General features: G+C 34.4%; 3 protein-coding genes and 1 pseudogene. 1 reads left to right on the top strand and 3 read right to left on the bottom strand.

Annotated features, from left to right (window positions below):
- Positions 1-1,128: 1,128 nt before the first annotated feature.
- Positions 1,129-1,614 carry a tetratricopeptide repeat protein gene (locus AC06OU_RS17155; RefSeq protein WP_475857385.1) on the bottom strand — a complete coding sequence of 162 codons (486 nt, stop codon included), beginning with the start codon at positions 1,612-1,614 and terminating at the stop codon, positions 1,129-1,131.
- 371 nt (positions 1,615-1,985) lie between these two features.
- On the opposite strand from AC06OU_RS17155, the gene AC06OU_RS17150 reads away from it, so the two are divergent.
- Positions 1,986-2,708 (top strand): MerR family transcriptional regulator, encoded by a 723-nt coding sequence (locus AC06OU_RS17150; RefSeq protein ID WP_475857383.1) that lies wholly within the window; start codon positions 1,986-1,988, stop codon positions 2,706-2,708.
- A 75-nt stretch (positions 2,709-2,783) separates the two neighbouring features.
- Here the strand turns inward: AC06OU_RS17150 and AC06OU_RS17145 are convergent, their stop codons facing one another.
- Positions 2,784-4,721: a HelD family protein gene (locus tag AC06OU_RS17145; RefSeq protein ID WP_475857381.1), complete on the bottom strand. Its 1,938-nt coding sequence runs from the start codon at positions 4,719-4,721 to the stop codon at positions 2,784-2,786.
- 116 nt (positions 4,722-4,837) lie between these two features.
- A pseudogene (locus AC06OU_RS17140) lies at positions 4,838-5,123 on the bottom strand (carbon starvation CstA family protein); the annotation flags it as partial.

Genomic DNA, 5,123 nt, shown 5'->3' with positions numbered 1-5,123 from the left:
AGGATACCAAAAGGTGGATTTAGTGCTACAGATGTTTCTTCCAGACAAAATTTAGTAATCGACTTTAAAGAACAAATTCTTCGGTTAATAGAACTGGGTATACGTAATCTAATTAAAATTGTTTGAACAGCATTGATCCTTAAAAAGAGATACAGAAGAACTGTATTTTGTATTCGAAACTCGTGACAGTATTGACTAAGTGATTTTCTTTAATCTCAAATAGAAAACAAATTCATCAAAGGGATATAAGGAGCTTTCAAGTTGAATAGTACAGATAATATGGGGAGTTGATGTAAGTGACCCTCCATTACACAATTTTTATTTTAGTTTACATAATATAAATTATACGAAGTTGCGTTTCATTACATAAGTATACTTGAAACAGTGAGATATTTGAGAAAAACGTGTTTTTATTGGTTTGTATATAAATTTACATTAGTTTAATTCATTAGTTTTATTGCTAGCATTTAAACTTATATTTGTTCATCTAATTGCTTGTTTGCATTTGCAGCTTTACTTTCGATTATAATTTATTGTTATTTATATCCTTCTGATAATAGTTCAATTTATCTTACAATGTTCCTTTATTAATTTTGACCATCCAGATCTACAAATTATCCATCTCTTTATTTTTTATTTACAGCTGAAGCTTTCAACATCTTCTTCTTAACTGGAAAATGTTTATATGTGTATTCGACGCGTTAATGTGACTATTTCTTCGAATATCCATTCTTATATGGTGTCAGCCTTGTTGATAGTTATGCCTGGTAATTAGTAAGCAGCCTTTTATATGTAGTTATGAAAATAAGATCTCCCTATGCTCCCTATTTGTAGACTGTGGAACACATGTTGCTCTAAAGGAATTTAGCGTCAGTTGCAAATATAATCATCATTGCAAACTTTATAGAGCAAAAAATAAGCCGAGACAGGTTTTTTTAGCGCTATTCTTCATCCCAAATATTAAAAAAACTAAAACAGAACATTTGTTTCCATACCGTAAAATTCGTCATTTTGTATAAAAAAAGCCTGCTGTTTTTATACATATTTTTCATTTTTATATAAAATTTGGTTAAACATAAATATTAAGACTCTCAATAATTACAATTTCTTCTTCATCAAAATATTGGTTCAAATCCAAGTCTCATCTAACTTATCTGAATAAAATTCAATCGCCTTTTTATAGCTTTGAATAGGTTCATCATTCGACGTCTCAATTATATTTTTCAGTAAAAGTTCCATAGCTTGTTGATGATCTTCTAAGTTGTAAAGAGTCATTGCTAAAAACACTTGCATCGCTCTGTTGGTTGGAAATAGTTTTAGCCCCTGCTCCAAGGTTTTTCTGGACTTATCGTACTCTCCCAGAGTTCTATATGTGCTTCCAAGGCCTATAAATGCCCCTTCCTGGTCTTTTTCAGGTAATCCTAGACTAATTGCTGTCTCATAAAATGGAACGGCCTGAGACTCCTCTCCTAGTGTGTCAAAGCTCCAGGCACATTGGTAGTTTATATAAGCATCTTCAGGGAATTCTTTAACCAATTGAAGAAAAATACGGTTCGATTCTAATAAATGACCATCTTTTCTTAAATTAAGTGCTTGTTCTATCATTTTTTCCATAGTAAATCCCCTTCCTACTTTTGAAAAATACTAACCTTATAGCTTCACTCAAACATTTAACGATTATAGGTTTCTCTTTTATACTTCAAAATGAAATACATACTATAATTAATGGATTATATAAAGAATACAATAGTTTGGTAATTTCAGACAACAGGTTATGTGCTAATTGTTCAGGTTATGGTTATCTTGAGATTCTGCTCCTACACAATACTAGTTTAACTGCTCCTTTAAAATCCATTCATGCTGTAGATCATCAATAAACCCATAAAACTGTACGCACCTTACCTATACTGTATTAAAATAATGATGATACGTTTAATGTAGATGTACATACTTATAATACCTAAAGATAGAAAGGGCGATCTTATATGAGAACAAGTGAGATTGCTAAAAAAGCGCAAATTCATCCAAATACTGTTCGTCTATACGAGGAGTGGAAGTTTATCTCTCCCGTTCCTAGAAAAGAAAATGGCTACCGGGAATATAGTGAGCTTCATTTACAACAACTATATATTGCTCGGCTTGCCTTTAAACAAGAGTTTATCCAAAATAATTTACGTAAGAAGGCTACTGAAATTGTTTTACTTAGCGGAAAGGAATTGTTTCATAAAAGTTTGCTGTCTGCCAAAGCCTATCTAAGCTTCTTACATTCGGAATACGACTATATGACGAAGGCTATTCAGTCGGTGGATAAATTGCTTCATGAGGAAACAACTAATTTACCTATTTCCACACATAAAGAGGCTTCCAAACAACTGCAATTAACGGAGGAGACGGTTCGAAACTGGGAGAGGAACGGTTTATTTGCGGTTTCTCGAAATGCACAAAATCGTCGTCAGTATTCGGCTTCAGATATACAAAAGTTATTGATCATTCGTACATTACGTAGCGCCCACTTCTCTATCGCAAGTATCCTTCACCTTTTTGAAGAAATTGAATCGATGAACCATGTAACGGATATTCAATCCGTTTTGAAATCAGCTAAATTTAAAGATGAATTTTACCATGTAACCGATGAACTGGAAGTAAACCTAAAAAAAGCAATGAATAACGTTAAGTTAATCATTGCGATTTTAGAAAAGCTACAATAATGGAGATCTGTTGTTTGCATCGATGAACATTGTTAATTGGTGCATTGCTCTAGTAGTGGCTATATATAGTAAGCCTTAGTCATATAATGTATGGTAGTTAAACTTATCTACAAAGGGCACAAGAACTGCATCAAATTCTAAGCCCTTTGCGTATTGGATGGTTGTGACAAGAAGGCCAGCTTCAAATTTTTCTGTTTGGCCATCTAAAATATGGAATGGAACGGTTAAGCTGCTTGTAAGCCTATTTAAATCGTTTTCTGTCTTGCAAATGATAGCTGTCGTCTTATATTCATTTTGAATCATTTGATGGATCATCGCCATCATCTCATCAAAAGTTTCATAAATGATTTCTCCTGGTTCTTCCCCATGGCGAGCAATTGGATGAATATCACCGGTTCGCATAAACTTCTTTGCGTACATGGCTATTTCATATGAGGATCGATAAGTTGTCGTCAATTCCACGTATTCTATATTAGAGAATATTTTTTCAAAGGATTCCTTTGAAATAGTTTCGTATGGCAGTAATGCTTGGCTGAAGTCACCTATTATAGTCCGCTTACAGTTAAACACTTTCGATAGAACCGTATATTGAATTGGCGTATAATCTTGCATTTCATCAAGCACAAAATGCTGTACCAACTCGAAGGTTTTAATGCCTTTAAAATATAACTGAACGTATAGATACGGATATACGTCATTGAATTCAAACGTCTTTTTTGAGTACTTAAATGAATCTTCTCCCAGTTCCTCTAAAAAATGACGATAGATATCTAATGGAGTCGTATATAGCAATCGTTTTTTTAATCTCTTCACAATCTCATTCTTACTTGGGTATGTCCCTTCCCCGTTCCGTTTAGCTTTTAATACCTGGAGAATATCATCAGCCAGCAGCTCTAAACGAGTAGCAACTGGTTCTTTTCGATATTGAAAGAAGCGTCCTTTTAAATAATCAGCTGTAAATTCTGTATCTGCAATCGATATGGATTCTTTCTTTAATAACTTTGTATCTAAGTTGCTTAAGTATATGTCTAGTTGGTCCACAAATGAATAATTAGACTTTATTTTCGCACGTGTAGCTAGCTCTCCAGAAGGGTCCATTATAATTGCTCGCGTTTCCTGCTCATAGGAAGTAAACGTGACAGCCGGCGGCAATAAACTTTCCGTCAAATCATCAATAGTAAAGGAACGAATAGGCTGCTCCCCAAGCTCTGGCAATACGGACGAGATATAGTCACCAAACACTTTATTTGGCGATAGTATGAAAATTCGATCTGCACGTAAGGTATCTCTATACTTATAAAGGTAATAAGCTATACGGTGTAATGCCACTGCTGTTTTCCCTGACCCAGCAACCCCTTGTATAATGACGTTATAGGCAGATTCATTACGCACAATCTTGTTTTGCTCTTTTTGTATGGAAGTGACGATGGTTTTCATCTTCTCGCTAGCATGTTGATTGAGTGTTTGTTGTAGCACCTCATCTTGAATCGTCAATGAGCTTTCTACGACATATTTAATCTGAGAGTTTTCGATTTTGATTTGACGTTTGCCTATGAGTTCACCTTCAAAACATCTTCCCATGGCTTCGTAGTAAGCTTTCCCTAGCTCAAATTCATAATACATATTACAAATGGGTGCACGCCAGTCATAGATAAGCGAAGTACCTTCTTCATCTCTAAAACCAAATCGCCCAATGTAAAAGGTTTCCGCATCGTCCTGGTCTTCCCCATTATAGACAAAATCAAAGCGACCGAAATAAGGTGACTCAATCAGCTTTTTTATTTGTTCTCTTTCTAATACTTGTGCAAGCCCTTGTTTATCGATCATATTTAGCGTCTGTTGATAATCATACACTTCAAATTTATCCAGCTCACTTTTATATTCAATCGTATATTTTTGTAATTCTTTATAGTTTTGATCCTGATTATTTATATCTACGGATAGACGTTGATAAGCTTCTTCAAGGTCAGCTTTAATCTTTTCAAAATATGTCATCTCTATTTTATCAATCATTGTTTGACCTCCTTTTAGACACCAAAGCCAATTCTAACAATTATTATTTCGCTGGGGTTATAATGGATGGTTTGACCATAAAAAAAGACGGGCAGCGAACTACCCATCTCGTTTTTTTAAGAAACTGGTACTACCTTTGTTTCCTCTAAATCGACCTGTAAGCCTTCTTTTTTATTTTTCTTCGCCTTCATAAAGAAGAGTATAGTAATAATCAGAGTATAGATTAGAGCACCGATATGTGCTGTACCGTAAGCTAATCCAAATCCAAGCTTTGCGTCATTTAATATATAGACCGCTATCATGTCGGTAATAAACAGTGCAGGAATTAAGCTGACATAGTAATTCTTCCCTTTTACCATTAAATACATCGTAGCAATCCATAAAGCTAGTGCAGAAGTTCCT

The sequence above is a fragment of the Psychrobacillus sp. genome (assembly GCF_056205495.1).
Note: the sequence above shows the minus strand (reverse complement) of the source record. Positions and strands in the feature narration are given on the sequence as shown.